Here is a 17230-nt window from a genome sequence, read left to right as displayed (position 1 = left end):
CATTCCTTTATTGAGAGTTGTGGTTAACTTCAATATAACATGAAATTCACGTGGCGTTTTTTCGTACCAAGGTGGCTAAGTTGATTATAAAATCCACCAATGGTATTAGATTCAATGGATATCAATTGCAACTTAACTTCATTTGATAGGCAGTCGTAATTTATAATTGATTTCACAATATCAAGTAGAAAATTATCATCAATAAGTCCTGTGGCAGTCCATAGTACTATATTCTCCATTTCATCAATAAAAGTATCTGTGCAATAATCATAATCATTAATTTTTAAAAAATATGCACCTAAACCTATGGCAGATCTCTTATTTCCATCATTAAATATATGAAATTTTGTAACGCTAAATATTAATCTAGTTAGTTTGATTTCAAAAGTTGGATAATAACAATCATTTTGTAAATGTTCCAAGATACTATGAAGTCTTCCAGAATCTTTAATTCCTTCAAGTCCTCCACTTTCTTCAATGATAGAATCATGTATTGCTATTGCATACTCTTTATCGAAATAAAAAATTGTTTCTTCCATTACTTATCTCTCAATCTTAAAAAAACATCTTTGTGTTCCTTTATTTGCTGTTCTAATGATTTACTTTGTTCACCTAAGAATTTTTCAAAATCGTCTTGCGTAATAGGATTTATATACTCGTCTAGTTCAACATGCAAAGAATCTCTCAAACCTAAATCTCTACTTGCCATTTTAGTTCTAGCATCATTTACTAAAGGATATTTATCAGGATGTGCTGCATATTTTTTTACGACATCAACTGTTTCTTGTTTAGTGAGTTTTCTCCCTAGTTCTTCAAACTTGCAATTTATTTCATGAGCTAATCCACGTTCGAAAGTAGCAATAATTAGCAACACCTCACTATACATAGTGTCACGGGTTTTATCATTTTTTTCTAAAGAAAGTACTTGTTTATATTGCTTTGCACTTTCTTTAAATATAGCTTTATATATTAAATCGGTAAAATAAGCATACTTATATTGTCCTACATCAACGAAATCTCTTAATGCATCAGTGAATTTTTTTCTTTCTGATTCTTCTATAAAAGCTTTTTTAAGATAGTCTTTATCTTTTTGATTAATATATTTGACATGTCCCCCTGTTTTTTGTGCAATAGTATCCATTGTTATATTAATCATTTTGTTTCTCATTTCTTTTGCAACATCACTATTTGGTAATAACATAGCAAAGTTTAACAACGTGCGGAATGTTGATACGCTAAGGTTCGTTGTTTTGGGACCGACATTGATGTCGGTCGCAGAATACTGAATGGATTTTTTGAAATTGATGAGCTTTTGACCTTTCAATATCTTAAAATCATTTGAGTGAAGTTCTTCTTTGTGATTTTCAATAGTTCTTTCAATAGTTCTAGGATCGACCTTAAAAAAGTTTGCTATTTGATTATTAGTAAAGTAAATGATTCCCTCATACTCAATGCCTTTTATATCATAAGTATTATAGATTTCTTCAACAGCAAAAGAATTATTTAAAATATTTTTTCTATGAACCTCTGAACTAGTCAGGTCTTTATTCATGGCTTTTCTCTCCTCCTTTATTTATGGTTCATGTTCTCTAATTTACTCATCATATCTTTATCCATTTGCTCAGTAACGTGTGAATAAATCTGTAAAGTCGTTTTATGATCACTATGTCCAACACGATCCATAATAGCTCTTAAAGATACTCCAAGTTGAGACAGCAACGATATATGAGTATGTCTTAGTGTGTGTGTAGTTATGTGCTTTTCTATACCAACTGCTTTTGCTCCAGCCTGTAAACATCTATTAGCAGTCGATTTATTAATAGGATTTCCTTTGTAGTCAGTAAAGAGGAATCCTCTGTCTTGATATTGTTCTTCCCACTGTTTTAATTTTGGTGGATTTTATAATCAACTTAGCCACCTTGGTACGAAAAAACGCCACGTGAATTTCATGTTATATTGAAGTTAACCACAACTCTCAATAAAGGAATGAAATCACATGACGCAATTTCATGATACCACGGAATCCAACAGGGGAAAACATCTGACACCGGACGAGCGGGCGCAAATAGCAGTATTGAAGCAGGAAAAGTACTCCAACCGTATGATTGCGCGGCGTCTCGGCCGTGCGCCCCAGACCATTCATAATGAAGTGCGAAAAGGTACCATCACCCAACTCAAACGCCAAACCCATAATGAAAGGCAGTATGATTACTACTATGAAACCTATTGTCCGGACCGGGGACAGACTGTTTATGACAGCCGTCGCAAACACTGCGGCCGCCGGCCTAAGTGGAGCGTATCTGATGGATTTGTCGACTGGGCGGACACGCAAATGCTGAACCATCACTGGTCACCGGATGCCGTCGTCGGAGCCGCAAAAACAATGGATGCATTTTCTGCGGATATGGTGCCCGGTACGACGACGCTCTATGATTGGATTAATGCCGGTATTATGCGCACAAAAAACATTGATCTGCCCGAGAAACTCCAGCGACAGACAAAGTCCCGGTCTTCCCGTGACCGGGAACATAAACGGGTGCTGGGTCCCTCCATTTCAGAGCGACCTGAGGCGGTTGAGGACCGTCAGACGTTTGGCCATTGGGAGATTGACACCGTCATTGGCGAGAAACATAAGCAGGATCCGGTGCTACTGACATTGGTGGAAAGACAGACCCGGTTCGAAGTGCTGATCAAACTGGATAATAAAGACGCCGAATCGGTCACTCATGCCATCGAAGGCCTATCCAGCCGTATCGGCATCGGGATGTCGACCCTTTTCAAATCCATTACGGCCGATAATGGCTCAGAGTTTGGCGCGCTCCATGCACAATTGAAGGGCATCACGGATGTCTACTTTGCTCGGCCGTATGCCTCGTATGAGCGGGGCACCAGCGAGAATCAACACAAGCTCATCCGCCGGTTTATCCCGAAACATACAGCCATGATGTCCATCAGTGACCGACAGATCCAAAGAATTCAAAGATGGATGAACGATTATCCTCGGAAGATCCTGGGATATCAGACCCCACACGAGACCATAGTGCGTGCATTAAAGCAGGAAAAAGCAGCAGTCTAGAATAAGTGTAAAATATCACTCCGCCCCCTCGGGGGCGGACATCCCCGTTGCCTATCATGCATTCACACGCTCTATAACAGGAATCTACTCGGTGGCTAACTTAAACTTGAAATTTACGAATTATTTTCTTGCAAAACTTCTTTCAAGGATCTTATAGTCCAATTTTTAGGGTCATTTGAATTATTTCGCTCAAGGTAATATCTAAATTCATCACTGATATCTTTAGTTGGTTTATATTGCGGTTTAATTTTTAATTGGTTTTTATTTTTTGAGTAGATTAATAGGTACTCAGCTTCTTTCAAAATAGCCCTGTCTTTATGAGAAACTTTTACTCCACTTAAAGTGGACATTTTAACTGAAACGTTTGCTATAAAGTTCTCGGCTGCAAAAATTTCATCACATAAGAGTTTTAGATGTGCTTGTTCATTATTATCACATTGAATCACTATTGATCCTTCATCTGTTAATAATTCTTGAGCTATCTCCAATCTGTTTTTCATAAAAGTTAACCATGTTGAATGATTAAAACGATCGTTATATTTAAAACTGTCTCCACCAGTGTTATACGGAGGATCTATATATATGAGCTTTACTTTGCCAGCATATCTTTCTTTTAAGGAGTGTAGAGCTATTAGGTTATTACCTTTCAGAATAAGATTATCGTTGTCATTTATACGATTAATCTCATATGTACCATCTTCATCATATTTCTTCATGCCAGTTAGAGCCTTAGGCGACAACAAAGTATCGATTTCTTCTTTTGCTATGACATTGTGATAATAAATTTCCTTTTTTCCTATATCCTCTTTTGTCATTCCACCTTCTAAAACAGAATCTTTATGTGGAAAATCGAGCACAACATCTGTATTGTATTTAAGATATTTTCCTTCGCTTGTTAGGCCAACTTCATTTGTATATTTTGTATAGCTGTTATCCCAATAGTTTTTGAAGCGCAACATGCTTATAAAATCTTCTGTTTTAAAAACTGTCCCTGAGGGCAGTTGAAGAGCGTATGTATCTTTTATCAAGTTATTAGATAAAAGAGCTTCTATTATTTTTTCGTTGTACGATCGTATATCCTCAATTAGTTTATTCTTTAATAGCGTATTTTTATCCCAATATTCAGGAAATGTCTTTAAAACTTCGTTAATCTCTTCCTGGAGCTTTGTTTCCATAAAATCATTTCTCTCCGATCTTTTTCTCAGACTTGCTATTAACAATGTTATAGATAGTACCTACCAATTTTGCTCATAATTTTTCCTCCTTATGTTTCTCTTATTAGGGGGTTATATGTATTCAATTCTCTAATCAGCGCTCACAAGCTTTGGCTATGGTACAAAAACTCAATAAGTCTTTAAAATATTGTACAAAGATAATTGTACGGGTTTTTGTACTTACAATCTATAGTAAAACTAACCATATTTTATCTACTTCTAACCTTCCAATAAACGGTCGTTATTTGGATATAATGCTAGCTTCCCTATATAGACTTTCAATAGCTTTGTAGTTGGGTGAATAACGAAGAAATGCAGTCACTGATTCGGAGTGATTAATTTTCTTCAATGGATATAGTGGGAAATATCTATCACTCTTTATAATTTATTTTTGAAGACTTAAATATTTATAGATATATTATTGTTTAGCAATAAGTCCTCTTTATTAGAAAACCCTCATAATCCCAAACATCTCAATAAATATTTTTCCTATATTTTTTCAAGGCCAGCAATCTCCGGCAAATAACTTACTGAATACTCATAAATCGTAACTCCAATCACAATTAAAGAAATAAAACTTATAACTAAATGTTAAAGCATTATTTATAAATGAAAGTTCAATTCCTATTAGGAAATCACTAACGTTGGATACAAAATAATAGAATATTTCTAAAATTCTTATTGATGTAAGCGGTTTACAATGATATATTATAGAAAATGTATCCAATGTAAGGAGGGAAATATAATGAAACTGGAAAGCTCAACTGAAAATAAAACCACAATTGTTAGTTATGTTACCAATAAAATAAGAAAAGAAATTTTGAATGGGCACTTACAAAAAGGAGAACATCTAATTCAAGAAGAATGGGCTCTAAAGCTAAATGTAAGTAGGATGCCAGTCCGCGAAGCTTTTGCAAAACTACAAGAAGAACGATTAGTAGAAATAATCCCCCACAAAGGTACAATAGTGACTCCAATAACTAAAGATGACATTGAAGAAATTTATCAAACCCGTGCCCTTATGGAAGGATTTGCCGTAGAAAAAGCCCTGCCATTCTTGAGCGAAAAGGATCTCATGAGTTTAAAAAATATCCTCACGCGTATGGAGGAGTTGGAGATTTCAGATGAAACTAATGATGAGTATATAGAATTAAATCATTCTTTTCATAAGGTGATACTTGAAGCCTGTCCGTGGCCAAGGTTAAAGAAAATGGTTCAATCGTTAGGCATTTCACCCATTGCCCCTAGCTTACTCAAGGATTATTATCCAGAAACTCAAAGAGAACACAGGAATATATATAAGGCAACCTTAAGGGGTGACCCTTCAGAACTCAAAGCAGCAGTGGAATATCATATTTTAAGCACAAAGAATAACTTAATTCAGCACATGGACAATTTGAATGATTTTTAAAGAAACTAAAAGAGGTGTAATTACAAATGTATGATTTTGCGATTATTGGTGGAGGTATCGTTGGCCTATCAACTGGGATGGCACTCCTTGATATCTATCCAGGAAGTAAATTAGTAATTATAGAAAAAGAATCAAGTATAGCTTCTCATCAAACTGGCAATAATAGTGGTGTTATTCATTCAGGTATCTATTATGAACCAGGCAGTTTAAAAGCCCGCTTAGCACGACAAGGCAATAAATCAATGACAGAATTTTGTAAAGCTCATCACATCGATCATGATATTTGCGGCAAGGTTATTGTTGCAACAAAAAAGGAAGAGTTGCCGTTACTTGATAATCTTTACAAAAGAGGTCTTGAAAATGAACTTGAAATAGAGAAGATAAGTGCAAAAGAATTACATGAAATAGAACCTCACGTTGACTCTGTTGGGGCAATAAGAGTTCCGCAAGCAGGTATTGTTAATTTTAAACAGGTAAGCGAAAAATTTGCGGAAATCATTGTACAAAATGGTGGAGAAATCCATCTCAATTCTGAAGTTAAGAGAATAGTCGAAAAAAATGACGAAGTAATTATAGATACTAATCAAGATACTCTAAACACAAAGACACTTATAAACTGTGCAGGTTTACATAGTGATCGAGTGGCGCGTCTTGCAGGTTATAAAACTGACATGAAAATCATGCCATTCAGAGGAGAATATTTTAAGTTGAAACCTAATAAACGGCATCTTGTAAATAATCTTATATATCCAGTGCCTAATCCTAAATTTCCATTTTTAGGAGTCCATTTTACCCGTATGATAGATGGAGAAGTAGATGCAGGACCTAACGCTGTACTGAGTTTTAAAAGAGAAGGTTATAAAATGAGCGACTTTAATGCTAAAGACTTTATTGAATCAGTTAGTTACCCAGGCTTATGGAAATTGGCTAGTAAATTTTTAAAAGAAGGAGCTGATGAGTACGCTCGCTCGTTCAGTAAAAAATTATTCACTAAAAACCTTCAAAAATTAATACCGGAAGTCAAAGAAGAAGATTTAATACCAGGGCCAGCGGGCGTCCGGGCACAAGCCATAAGCAGTAACGGTAAAATGGTGGATGATTTTCATATCATTGAAGGAAAAAGGTCTATTCATGTGCTTAACGCACCATCTCCAGCAGCCACTGCTTCAATTGAAATCGGCAAAGAAATTGCTGACATGACTTCGAACAAGGTTGAAAAGCCGATAGCGGATGTAGATTAGGTAATCACCTATTTATAATTATATCCGGAAATCAATATATTAGTTTAGGAGTGAAGACTTATTTACAACAAATCATTTAGTTATTTTATGCCAACTAGAGTAGAGAGCGGTAATAAGATATCTGACAAAACAGGTGAAATCATTAAAGATCTAAATATAAATAAAATTCTTCTAGTTACTGATCCAGGGATAGAGGCCGCTGGTTTATTAAAACCTATTATAAAATCTCTTCAAAAAGCTGGAATTGACTTCAATATTTTTAACGAGGTAGAGCCAAATCCTTATGCAGAGACATTTTATAGAGGTACTGAAACTATAAAAGAGCTTAAGTGTGATGCTGTATTGGGAATCGGGGGAGGTAGTAGCATTGACACAGCTAAAGGGATTGCAGTCATGGCGACGAATCCTGGAAGTATACTTGATTATGAAGGCGTAGGAAAAGTCCAAATTCCGCCCCTACCTATCATAGCTATACCTACAACGGCTGGAACGGGAAGCGAAGTCACAAATTCCACAGTAGTAACCAATAAAAAAAACTCTTTTAAATTAGGAGTACTTAGTCCATATGTTTATCCTGATATTGCGATATTGGATCCAAGCTTGATTATAAACCTCCCACAGGATATTACTTCATCGACTGGGATGGATGCCCTTACACATGCTATTGAATCGTATACATCAAAGACTGCTAATACAGTAAGTGAATCTTTAGCATTGAATGCCGTAAAAATAATCGGTGAAAATCTTGTAAAAACATATTTTGTTGGTACAGATATAGAGAGCAGAGCGAAAATGTTGAATGCTTCTATGATAGCAGGCGCAGCATTTGCTCAATCCAGGCTTGGAAATGTGCATGCCATCTCTCATACATTAGGTGGAGTCTTTAATATACCTCATGGTATTGCAAATGCTGTTTTACTACCTTATGTTATGAAATTTAATTTACCAGCTTGTTCAGAACGTTATAGAGATGTTGCAATCGCTTTAGGAAATGATGTAACCAATTTAAACCCTATGGAAGCTGCTGAAAAAGCCGTAGAATCAGTTATTGAAATGAACAAAGCTATGAAAATACCATCTAACTTAAGAGATTTGGGGGTGGATTTAAACCAAATTTCAAAACTAGTGGAAGATTCAATGAAGAGTGGCAATGTGAATGTGAATCCTCGCTTAACCAAAGCAGTTGACATTAAATTGATAATTGAAAATGCTCATAAAGGTGAATTCAATTTCTAAAAACTAATGAGTTAATCACTAAAAGTGATAATTACCATAATGAAGGAGAGTTTAAGATGACTAAAGTAATTCAAAATAAATTGATTGATTTTGATAATGTTTCTATGTTCATTAACGGTGAATGGGTGAAAGCAGATGACTCAGAGTCTTTCTCAGTAGTTAATCCATCAACTAATAAAGTTATTGCCTCGGTACCTAAAGGAAAAGAAAATGAAACTAAAATGGCCAGCGAAGCTGCCGACCACGCTTTTAAAGGATGGGCTAGCCTAACTGCTAAAGAGCGGTCAGCTTATTTACTTAGAATACGAGAGTTAATGATTGAATACAAAAGTTCATTAGCAGAAATAATGAGTCTCGAAATGGGCAAACCTTACAAAGAAGGATTAAAAGAAGTTGATTTTTCAGCAAGTTATCTAGAATGGTATGCAGCAGAAGGACAGAGAATTTATGGAGAGATGATTCCATCTTCTGCTCCAGATAAAAGATTATCAGTAATAAAACAACCTATTGGAGTAGTAGCCGCGATAACGCCATGGAATTTCCCTCTTGCAATGTTTGCTAGAAAGTTAGCTCCTGCCATGGCGGCGGGTTGTACTACTATAATAAAACCTGCCTCACAATCACCATTGACTGCATTAGCATTTGGAAAAATATTGGAAATATCAGAGCTGCCTAGGGGTGTTGTAAATATTGTAACGGGTAGTGCAAGTGCGATTTCTGAAGAGATATTTTCCAACGATATAGTAAAGAAAATATCTTTTACTGGATCTACAGAAGTGGGCAAATCACTAGTTGTCAAATCAGCGACTCACCTAAAGAGACTTTCCCTTGAGCTTGGAGGCCACGCCCCCTTTATAGTTTTTGAAGATGCAGATATAGATTTAGCAGTTGATGGCGCAATCGAAAGCAAATTTAGAAATACGGGACAAACCTGTGTTTGCGCAAACAGGATTTACGTTCAAAAATCTATAATGGACGAATTTTCCAAAGCATTTGTAGAAAAAGTCAAAGAATTAAAGGTCGGCGACAGTTTAGTAGAAAGTAATGAGGTAGGGCCTCTAGTTAGTGCAGATGGATTGGATAAAGCAAACGCTCATGTAAAAGATGCTATTGAATCAGGTGCAAAATTACTTATAGGCGGAAAGAAATTAGAGGAGGCGTCGGCAGAAGGTTTCTTCTATGAACCAACTGTCATGTCTGGGGTGAATCATAATATGTTAATAACAAGGGAAGAAACTTTTGGACCCGTTGCCCCTTTAATTGAGTTTGAATCTGAAGAAGAAGTAATTGAATATGCTAATAGTACTGAATATGGCTTAGCAGCCTATTTCTTCACTAATGATGGTGACAGGGCTATTAGAGTCTCTGAGGCACTTGATTTTGGAGTCATTGGATATAACGATGGGTTACCTACCGTTGCTCAGGCTCCATTTGGTGGTTTAAAAGAAAGTGGCATGGGCAAAGAAGGTGGTCATCATGGAATTGAGGAGTACTTGGAAGAGAAATTCATTTCCAGAAAACTGAAGTAATTATCATTGGAGGGAAAAAGATGAAGAAAAATATTTTAACCTTATTTATAACAAGTTTATTGTTAGTGTTGACAGCTTGTGAGTCCGGATCAGAGACCACCGCAGAAGACGGCAATTCTGAAACTAAAAAGATTAAAGTTGCGAATTTCTACGGAGCTGATCACCGGGTTAATGTAGCGTTTGAAGAAAAATTCAAAACTATAGTGGAAGAGGAATCAAATGGCTCACTGGAAGTTGAAATTTATTCTAATAATCAACTGGGCGGAGAGGAAGCTATATATCAGGGCACTCAAAGCGGATCCATTGAAATAGGTATCCTTTCAGTGATTATGGAAAGTGAAGTACCAAGAATTGGCCTATTTACATTACCTTTCCTATTTGATGATTTTGATCATGCAAGCAGGGTCTTAGATAGTGAGGTTGGAGAAGAAATTAAAGGTGAGTTGGAAGAAAATACTGGTCTAAAGCACCTCGGTTACGGTGTTAATGGTTATAGAGTATTTTCCAGTAACAAACCCCTTGAAAGTATGGAAGATTTTCAAAGTTATCGCGTAAGGATGCCTAATGTACCACAAATGATAGCTATTGGACAATCCCTTGGAGCTACAGTTGAACCCCTACCAATGTCTGAGTTATTCAGTGCTCTAGAACAAGGTGTAGTAGATGGACAAGAAAACCCTTATTCAACAATTAGTGCAAGTGGATTTTATGAAGTCCAAAGTCATATTCTTCATTCAAACCATGAATTTCTTCCTAATAACATAGTTGCTAATAAAGAATTCTGGGATGAATTAAGCAGTGAAGAACAAGATATCGTTCAAGGAGCAATGGATGAAACACTAGAGCATTCTTGGGAATTAGCTGAAACTGAGGTTGAAGAAGAAATCAAGTTTTTGGAAGAAGAAGGTTTAGAAATCATTTATCCAGATGATGAATTTCATTCTGAAATGGTGGAAGCAACAGAGCCTGTATTCAACGACTTCTATGAAAGCAATTCTTGGGGTGAAGAAACAGTTGAAAAAATCAGAGAGCTTGCTAATTAAATATTAGATAATACTTTAATCAAAAGTAAGAGATAAAAACTCATCTTATATAAGGGCTAAGTTTGCTTATAAAACTTAGCCCTTATATTCAAAATATGATTTATGAAGTAACACATGTAAATGCTTATTGGGTTAAAAGGAGGTAATCTTATCAAAAAATTTTTATCAGCGATTCCAAAGATTCTAAATATGCTTATAGTTCTATCCCTTTCTTTGATGGCTATATTAGTCTTTGCTAATGTCATTTTGCGCTATATTTTTGATTCAGGCATAACTTGGGCAGAAGAGCTATCAAGATACCTATTTATATGGATGATATTTTTAGGGGCAATTACTGTCCTTCAAAATAAAGCTCATTTGAGTGTGGATCTGATTACTAACGCAGTCAGTCCAGGCGTCAGAAGGATACTACTTATTATTAGCAATTTTCTAGTTTTATTCACACTCATGATAATTTTAGATGGTAGTTGGACAATGACATTACAGAATACACATGTTAATTCACCAGCCACTGGTATATCAATGTCCTATATCTATGGTGTTGGAGTTGTGATGAGTCTTGGTATGGCCGTCATTACAATTAATAATATAATCAAATTATTCAGGAAAAAATACAGCTACGATTAGTAGTCTTTATGGATGTTATAAAAAGGAGGTTATAATAATATGGAAATAGCTGTATTTGTAATAGTATTATTTTTGACTTTGGCACTTGGGGTACCTATTGCTTTTAGTTTAATATTAAGTAGTATCGCTTTGATGCTCTCAATGGATTTATTCAGTACACATGCTATAGCTCAAAATCTTATAGATGGTGCAAACAACTTTGCTTTAATGGCCATTCCTTTTTTCATGTTAGCTGGAGAGTTCATGAATAGCGGAGGAATTTCAAACCGTATAGTGAATTTTGCCATGTCCATAGTTGGTCATGTCAAAGGAGGGTTAGGATATGTTGCTATAATCGCTTGTGTGCTATTTGCAGGCTTATCAGGCTCAGCGATTGCTGATATAGCTGCATTAGGTGCAATACTTATCCCTATGATGGTACACCGAGGCTATGACGTTAAAGTCGCAACTGGTCTTATCGTTTCAGCTGGAATTATAGCAACTGTGCTACCACCAAGTATTCCTATGATCCTCTATGGTGTTTCAAGCGGTACTTCAATTACTCAGCTTTTTATGGGAGGAATTGCTCCTGGGTTGACTATGGCCATTATCTTAATGATTATATGGTCGTTCTATGCAAGGAAATATGAAAGTGAGTATGAGCAACGAAAAAGTATCAAAGAAATTGCGGTGGCAACCAAAGATGCCATATGGGCTTTATTTTTACCTATAATAATTATTGTAGGCTTACGTTTTGGTATATTCACCCCCACCGAAGCCGGTGTAGTCGCGGCTTTCTATGCTCTTTTTGTTGGAACCGTTGTATATAAAGAAATCAAAATAAAACAACTATATGACAGTATCCTTAATGCAGCCAAAACTACAAGTATGGTGATGCTGTTGGTGGCTGCCGCTATGGTTACTGCCTGGTTCATCACCATCGCTAATTTGCCGACTGAAATTGCTAGTTTAGTAGAACCTCTTATAGACTATCCTATATTATTATTGCTTGTTATAAATCTATTACTTCTATTAGTTGGAATGGTTATGGATATCACTCCAGCAATATTGATTTTCACTCCTGTTCTCGTACCTGTTATAGAAATGGCAGGAATCGACCCGGTATATTTTGGTATCTTAATGATTTTGAACTTAAGTATTGGAATGATCACCCCTCCAATTGGTATCGCGTTGTATGTGGGAGGTAGTATAGCTAATGTAAAGATGGCTGATCTTATAAAAGGTGTTTGGCCATTTCTCCTAGGTTATTTAATATTTCTCCTCCTTATTATATTAATTCCTGAAATAATAACTGTTCCGTTAAACTGGTTAACTTAAGGTATGTCGCGTTGAAATTTCAAAAGCGGAATGTCTGAGCCACTACTTCAAGAATTTTGAGTATCTTCAACACTTAAAATGATCAGAAACGTTTTTCAAATAAATATTTACCCTTTTCATGAGAAATAGTACTTTAATTTACGCCGATTGTAAAATTAAGCTAGACACATAAGAAAAGCCACTCGTGATACACTCAAAATGAATTTCCAACCAAAGAAATCATAGGAGTGATCACGAATGACCTATACCCATCTTAGCACGGATGAATTGGTAATAATAGAATCCTATTTTCATCAAGGCACCTCTATAACCCAGATTTCAAAACAGGTGGGCCGCGCCCGTCAGACGGTACACAATGTGGTGACTTTTCTGAGAGACGGACACACGGCACTGGATTATTACAAGCGCTATAAGCAGAACAAGAAACGCTGTGGTAGAAAACAGACTGTACTGCCCGCCGATCAACATCTCTATGTTGAAGAAAAAGTCGCTCAGGGCTGGACACCCGATGTGATTGCCGGCCGGCGCGAACACAACATCGGCTGTTCCGGACGGACCCTGTACCGTATGTTCAAACGCAACGCCTTTGATATTTCCACGTTGCCAATGAAAGGCAAAAGAAAACCCAACAGCCATAAGGAACGCCGGGGCAGACAATCTTTCAGACGGACGATGTCTGATCGAGAGACGGACTATCCGGCATTCGAAGAAGAATTCGGTCATCTGGAAGGCGACACCATTGTGGGCGTCCACCATAAAAGTGCTGTGGTCACCCTCGTAGAACGGCTGTCGAAAGCGATTATTACACTCAAACCCGAAGGCAGAACAGCGGGAGACATCGAAACAGTGATCAATGACTGGTTTCATCAGGTACCCAGAAATCTGTTCAAGTCCATCACATTCGACTGTGGCAAGGAATTTTCAAACTGGCAGACAATGAGCAATCACAATGATGTCTCCATTTACTTCGCGGATCCGGGCACGCCGTCCCAACGCGGTCTGAATGAACATTCCAATGGAATGCTTCGAAAGGATGGACTGCCCAAACAATTGGATTTCAATGAAGTGGACCAGCGGTTCGTTGCTTCAGCTGCTGCCAGGCGGAATCATATCCCGAGAAAGTCACTGGGTTACCAAACCCCGTTGGAAGTATTTATGAGTTACATGGATGTAGGCAAATTGTCTAGCTTATTTTGACAAACGAAGTTATATAAAATCTTATATCAGTGAATATTGCATTCCATTTGAGCCGGCCATGCAGACTTTTGAGCCACGGAGTGCATTGAATTGAGCCACTCATTGCAGCAATCTGGTGCCACTATGAAAAATATATCAGTGCCTCCTGTATACTAATGGCGCACACCTATGGTGTGACATTAGTATACAGGAGGTTTTTTGATGTGATTCAGTATCGAAAAATACTAGAACTCTATAAGAAAGGGGTGAGCCAACGGACCATCAGTGCATCGATTGGGAGTTCAAGACAGACAGTAAAGTGATTAACCGGGCGAAAGAAAAGGAGATTACAGTACTGACAGATGAAATGACAAATACGTGGTTAAAATCGCAGCTGTTTCCGTCTCAGACACCCAGAGGACGGGGGTTCGTTGCTTCAGCTGCTGCCAGGCGGAATCATATCCCGAGAAAGTCACTGGATTATCAAACTCCGTTGGAAGTATTTATGAGTTACATGGATGTAGGCAAATTGTCTAGCTTATTTTGACAAACGAAGAATTTTAAATTTTCAATCGGCGATATAAACTTAGTCTCATTGCACATTTACCCCCAGTATACTTTAAAGTGACTTTCAAATTTTATAGCTTCAAAAACTTTCTTAAATACTTCTAATAGCTCTTCTTTGGATTTTCCACTTATATCTACATCTGTTTCATAACCTATATGAGAATTTACATGTAAACTTTTAATTAAAGATACAGCTAATATTTTGCCTTCAAATTCTCCAATATTTCTCTCTATATCTCTTGGTTGTTCACTCCCATATACAAACCTATTAAAAGCTTCTAAGATTCTTCTCATATTATTCCACATAAATGTGGTTTTATCATTCTCATATGCAAACTTCAATTCCTCCCACAGTTCATGATACAAAGGCTTCAAATCATCCTTGGGCTCAGTAATTTTAACGAATTCCGTTTTCTCATTCATTTTAATTAGTCTTAAATAATTTTGTTTGTCGTATTTCCTTTTATTTGGACACATTTGAAGATAAAAATGATTGTTATGAGTAAGCACGAATAACTGAGGGTGATTTTGTTGTTCATATAACTTTTGTAAAGCACCTATCATCAAATATTGAACATTATCATCATTACTCGTCATTGGATCATCAAAAATAATAATTTTTCCCTTGTCATATTCCGTGTTCTGATCAACATCTTCAAGTTTGTTCAAAAAATACAAAAATGCTAGAATGTTTTTTTCTCCTTCACTTAACTCTGCTACAGAGCGCAAAGAACCATCTATTCCTTTAACTCTATATTGTCCCCTTTGCTCTCCTTCTTCTTCAACATGCTCTAAAGTAAAGGTGCAATTACCTAAACCATTGAGTAGCTTATTTATATTTTCTGTAGCAATAACATTACTTTTAGAGTTGTTGACCAGTTCAGATTTTTCATTTTTTAACTTGTTTAAGTTCTCTTGTAAGTCATTTAAATATGTTTCAATTTCGATTTTTCTTCCTTTACTCACGTTTAGATGATCATGAAGTTCTTTATAGTCACTACTTTCAATATATAAATTCACAATATGCCAGCGGATTTTATCACGTGCTTCTTTCTTTCTTTGCTCTATATTTTGAGAGAGTTTTATGTTTTCTTCTACTATTTGATTATATTTATTCAATATTTCTTGTCCGTTATTTTGCGTAGATAATTCCATTTCTTTTGACTCTTCAAAAATATTCTGAAGCTTATACTTTAAAGCTCTTTTTAGTTTTCTTAAAAACTCATTTGTATTATTTTTATAATCAAAAATCTCAGCATTCAACTCATTTATTTCTTCCTCGTATGCTAAGTAAAAATCATTTTTGTTTATTTTCTCTACGTCGTTAATTCTCTCGATATGCACGTCAATTTCATTTATTTTTTCGCTCATATCTTCTTCGTGCTTCTTAAAACTTTCCGAAAAATAGTCATCTAACTCTGACCATCGTAATTCAGAGATAGTGTTGCCACAGAAAGCACAACTCTCTTCATGTAATAAGTTTCCATTAGAATCCCTATGAGAGTGAACCTTCATACCTTCTCGTGCAAAACTTTGTTTGCGGTGATCACTTTCTAACTCATTAATAATCTTTGTAGGCTTTATAGAGGTAGTTAATAAACCATTTATTTCTTCTTGTATCTCTTCCCCATTAATTACAGGAAGTTTTAGATTTACTTCGATATCTTTCCTGTCTTCTTTTATTGTCTTTTCATATTTTCTTATTTCATCTTTTGAAATTTTCGATACTTTATTCATATCTTCTTTAAAAGACTGTTTATTATATGTAGGAGAAGCAACTTGAGGATTACCACGGTTTTTAATTTCACTTGCGCATTTTGTAAAATACTCTTCAATGTTTTCTTTAATTTTCAAATAATCTTGGAGTGAATCTCTGTGTCTAGAATAAGTGTTTTCTTCATCGTTAACTGGCTCTCTTAAATCTTTACTCAACTCTTTAATAGTGCTATTTAACTCTTCAATTTTAGTTTGTACTTCTTTGTTTTTCTCACCAAGTGCAATAGCATCTAACCTTTCATTTTCTCCAAAAACTCTCTTATACCCATCAAACAAGTGTATATCGTACTCAGTAGAATGATTATTCTTTATTGCTTCAGTAATTGAAGACTTTCCTGTTCCATTTTTTCCATATACAAAATTTTTTTGTTTCAATCCTTCTAATTTCATTTCATGAAATCTATCTGAATAAAAGGATAAATCCAGTTCGTTAATCATGTTAAATCCCCCCCCTCTAAAAGTATAGTTTACTATACATCTCTCAATATATTAATGTATTGCTCTAATCTGTTTGCGTTTTACCAATAACGATCTGATGTGTCCTCCTCGGAACTGTATAATGGAACAAGACTATAAAGTAAATATAAAATGTCAATTTAAGGTAGACCCTAAATAGACATTATATATGTATTGATATGCTTAGCTGTCATTTTTGACGGTAAATTACATATATTTTAAGCGTTATTTTGCACAGCTGACTTTAAAACCCAGCTATCTCCTTGAAAAGATAAGCTGTGTTTCTTATCTATAGTGAAAATTATCGACTAAATTAGTGCAAAATAAAATTGAAAATGACAGATATACTAAATCCCTGCTTTTTCAATTGATGCACATCTACAATCACTTCTAACTTCGACACCTTTCTGATCCTCCAATACACCAGTTATTCTATACTTTCTTAGTGTAACGGATCGGAGTATGTATTTGGGAAAAGTGTTCAGTTCCATCAAGCAAGAACTGTCCAGTTTAGGGCTCTTACGCTAAGTTGGGGAGAAACGGGTATGTATCAGTAAAAAG

13 protein-coding genes and 2 pseudogenes are annotated in these 17230 nt (G+C 35.8%); 10 read left to right on the top strand and 5 right to left on the bottom strand.

Annotated elements, in window-relative coordinates; all coding sequences use genetic code 11:
* Positions 1 to 29 precede the first annotated feature (29 nt).
* The 3 genes and pseudogenes from ACKRAT_RS14410 to ACKRAT_RS14400 all read right to left on the bottom strand — a co-directional run.
* The gene (locus tag ACKRAT_RS14410) at positions 30 to 539 is read right to left on the bottom strand and encodes a type II toxin-antitoxin system death-on-curing family toxin (RefSeq protein ID WP_411843056.1); all 510 of its coding nucleotides are present in this window, start codon (positions 537 to 539) and stop codon (positions 30 to 32) included.
* Complete coding sequence (locus ACKRAT_RS14405; protein ID WP_411843055.1) at positions 539 to 1552, bottom strand: hypothetical protein; 1014 nt, start codon at positions 1550 to 1552, stop codon at positions 539 to 541. Before ACKRAT_RS14405 ends, ACKRAT_RS14410 begins: the two co-directional genes overlap by 1 nt.
* Positions 1553 to 1569: 17 nt before the next feature.
* Positions 1570 to 1890 (bottom strand): annotated as a pseudogene (locus tag ACKRAT_RS14400) (tyrosine-type recombinase/integrase); the annotation flags it as partial.
* 106 nt (positions 1891 to 1996) lie between these two features.
* On the opposite strand from ACKRAT_RS14400, the gene ACKRAT_RS14395 reads away from it, so the two are divergent.
* Positions 1997 to 3076: an IS30 family transposase gene (locus tag ACKRAT_RS14395; protein WP_411843054.1), complete on the top strand. Its 1080-nt coding sequence runs from the start codon at positions 1997 to 1999 to the stop codon at positions 3074 to 3076.
* A gap of 113 nt (positions 3077 to 3189) precedes the next feature.
* Here the strand turns inward: ACKRAT_RS14395 and ACKRAT_RS14390 are convergent, their stop codons facing one another.
* Positions 3190 to 4251: a DNA methyltransferase gene (locus tag ACKRAT_RS14390; RefSeq protein ID WP_411843053.1), complete on the bottom strand. Its 1062-nt coding sequence runs from the start codon at positions 4249 to 4251 to the stop codon at positions 3190 to 3192.
* Between the two features lie 784 nt (positions 4252 to 5035).
* Between ACKRAT_RS14390 and ACKRAT_RS14385 the strand changes: the two genes are divergently transcribed.
* The 9 genes and pseudogenes from ACKRAT_RS14385 to ACKRAT_RS14345 all read left to right on the top strand — a co-directional run.
* Positions 5036 to 5701 carry a GntR family transcriptional regulator gene (locus ACKRAT_RS14385; RefSeq protein WP_411843052.1) on the top strand — a complete coding sequence of 222 codons (666 nt, stop codon included), beginning with the start codon at positions 5036 to 5038 and terminating at the stop codon, positions 5699 to 5701.
* A 26-nt stretch (positions 5702 to 5727) separates the two neighbouring features.
* Positions 5728 to 6942: an L-2-hydroxyglutarate oxidase gene (lhgO, locus tag ACKRAT_RS14380; RefSeq protein WP_411843051.1), complete on the top strand. Its 1215-nt coding sequence runs from the start codon at positions 5728 to 5730 to the stop codon at positions 6940 to 6942.
* 87 nt (positions 6943 to 7029) lie between these two features.
* The gene (locus ACKRAT_RS14375) at positions 7030 to 8178 is read left to right on the top strand and encodes an iron-containing alcohol dehydrogenase (protein ID WP_411843050.1); all 1149 of its coding nucleotides are present in this window, start codon (positions 7030 to 7032) and stop codon (positions 8176 to 8178) included.
* A 104-nt stretch (positions 8179 to 8282) separates the two neighbouring features.
* The gene (locus tag ACKRAT_RS14370) at positions 8283 to 9707 is read left to right on the top strand and encodes an NAD-dependent succinate-semialdehyde dehydrogenase (protein WP_411844469.1); all 1425 of its coding nucleotides are present in this window, start codon (positions 8283 to 8285) and stop codon (positions 9705 to 9707) included.
* Between the two features lie 20 nt (positions 9708 to 9727).
* Positions 9728 to 10750 (top strand): TRAP transporter substrate-binding protein, encoded by a 1023-nt coding sequence (locus tag ACKRAT_RS14365; RefSeq protein WP_411843049.1) that lies wholly within the window; start codon positions 9728 to 9730, stop codon positions 10748 to 10750.
* 120 nt (positions 10751 to 10870) lie between these two features.
* A complete protein-coding gene (locus ACKRAT_RS14360) occupies positions 10871 to 11377 on the top strand; it encodes a TRAP transporter small permease (protein WP_411843048.1) in 507 nt (168 codons plus the stop codon).
* A 39-nt stretch (positions 11378 to 11416) separates the two neighbouring features.
* Positions 11417 to 12694, top strand: a complete 1278-nt coding sequence (locus ACKRAT_RS14355; RefSeq protein WP_411843047.1) for a TRAP transporter large permease — start codon at positions 11417 to 11419, stop codon at positions 12692 to 12694.
* 237 nt (positions 12695 to 12931) lie between these two features.
* On the top strand, positions 12932 to 13891 hold the full coding sequence (locus ACKRAT_RS14350; protein ID WP_411843046.1) for an IS30 family transposase: 960 nt from the start codon (positions 12932 to 12934) through the stop codon (positions 13889 to 13891).
* Positions 13892 to 14312: 421 nt separating this feature from the next.
* Positions 14313 to 14417, top strand: a pseudogene (locus ACKRAT_RS14345) (IS30 family transposase); the annotation flags it as partial.
* Between the two features lie 56 nt (positions 14418 to 14473).
* Here ACKRAT_RS14345 and ACKRAT_RS14340 read toward each other — a convergent pair.
* The gene (locus ACKRAT_RS14340) at positions 14474 to 16651 is read right to left on the bottom strand and encodes an AAA family ATPase (protein ID WP_411843045.1); all 2178 of its coding nucleotides are present in this window, start codon (positions 16649 to 16651) and stop codon (positions 14474 to 14476) included.
* Between the last annotated feature and the right edge of the window lie 579 nt (positions 16652 to 17230).

The sequence above is a fragment of the Salinicoccus sp. HZC-1 genome, assembly GCF_046736035.1.
Classification (GTDB): domain Bacteria; phylum Bacillota; class Bacilli; order Staphylococcales; family Salinicoccaceae; genus Salinicoccus.
Note: the sequence above shows the minus strand (reverse complement) of the source record. Positions and strands in the feature narration are given on the sequence as shown.